Consider the following 895-nt stretch of genomic DNA (forward strand, 5'->3'; position numbering starts at 1 on the left):
GTATCCAATTATTCAGAATTATGGTCCGAATGTCCCTTGTAGCACTTCCTTGGACCTGACCAATAGGCTGGCCATTAGGCATGAGCACATAGCCCGCAGATTTCGGACCATTTTTTCAACCCGAGCCGGTGCCCAAGTTGTACATCAGGCTGACCGCATTCACCCCAAAGGAGCGACGAAACCATCGTTAGTCAATGGACTGCAGCCCACATCGCTATATGGGCTATGATCCGTGCAAACGACCTTCCTCATCGACCCATAAAATCGGCGGGATTTCATAAAAATAATCACTCAGGTCACTTTCCGAAACAGCATTTCGCGGAAATTTTGATCTCAAATATTCGACTATCTTTTTTGGAGAGCTTTCCCAAAAATCTACTCCTTGAGAGGGAAATTCATTTGGAACCAAAAATCTCACCCGACCCTTTTCCAGCAAATCTCCAATCAATAAAAAAAACTCTTCTTTCTGTTCAAAAAAAGACATTCCTGGATTAAACCCAGCTATGTTGCTAAAAAGAGCTGAAACCCATAGCCCGAAAGCTTCAGAAACAATTTCGTCCTTATTTTTCAGCATTTTATTTTAAGAATTTAATTTCCATACGTGCCTTAGGATGGGATACTCCTCGCGGAATCTCTATAGTCCAAGCCGCCCCGGTCTGATCAACAGATGCAGATACATCGCGCAAGACAAAATTTCCGTTAGCGTTATCAACAGTATAACGCACTCCTGTGTTTTCACGAATGGTCAGAGGAATGGGATTTGGCAGCTCAGTACCGCTTAGCTCTTCAAAGTATTTCTTGACCTCATCCTCAGCAACGCCAGAAAAAACCTTGGCTTTACCTGAATTTGGCAGCTCAAGCACTGTGCGATTCCCTATCTGCAAGCCACTCCTTG

2 protein-coding genes are annotated in these 895 nt (G+C 44.0%); both read right to left on the bottom strand.

The features are described 5' to 3' along the window. Window positions 1-223 precede the first annotated feature (223 nt). Window positions 224-574, bottom strand: coding sequence for a hypothetical protein (locus GVL03_RS18885; RefSeq protein ID WP_159502547.1), 351 nt, complete (start codon window positions 572-574; stop codon window positions 224-226). Window position 575: 1 nt separating this feature from the next. Then, window positions 576-895 (bottom strand): hypothetical protein (locus tag GVL03_RS18890; protein WP_235038247.1); only part of this gene is annotated, 320 nt, incomplete at its 5' end.

Source organism: Microbacterium sp. 18062 (genome assembly GCF_902706225.1).
In the GTDB taxonomy this organism is placed as follows: Bacteria; Actinomycetota; Actinomycetes; order Actinomycetales; family Microbacteriaceae; genus Microbacterium.

Bases quoted from the DNA above. Each gene is read 5' to 3' on its own strand.
- GVL03_RS18885 (WP_159502547.1), bottom strand. From the start codon at position 574: ATGCTGAAAAATAAGGACGAAATTGTTTCTGAAGCTTTCGGGCTATGG.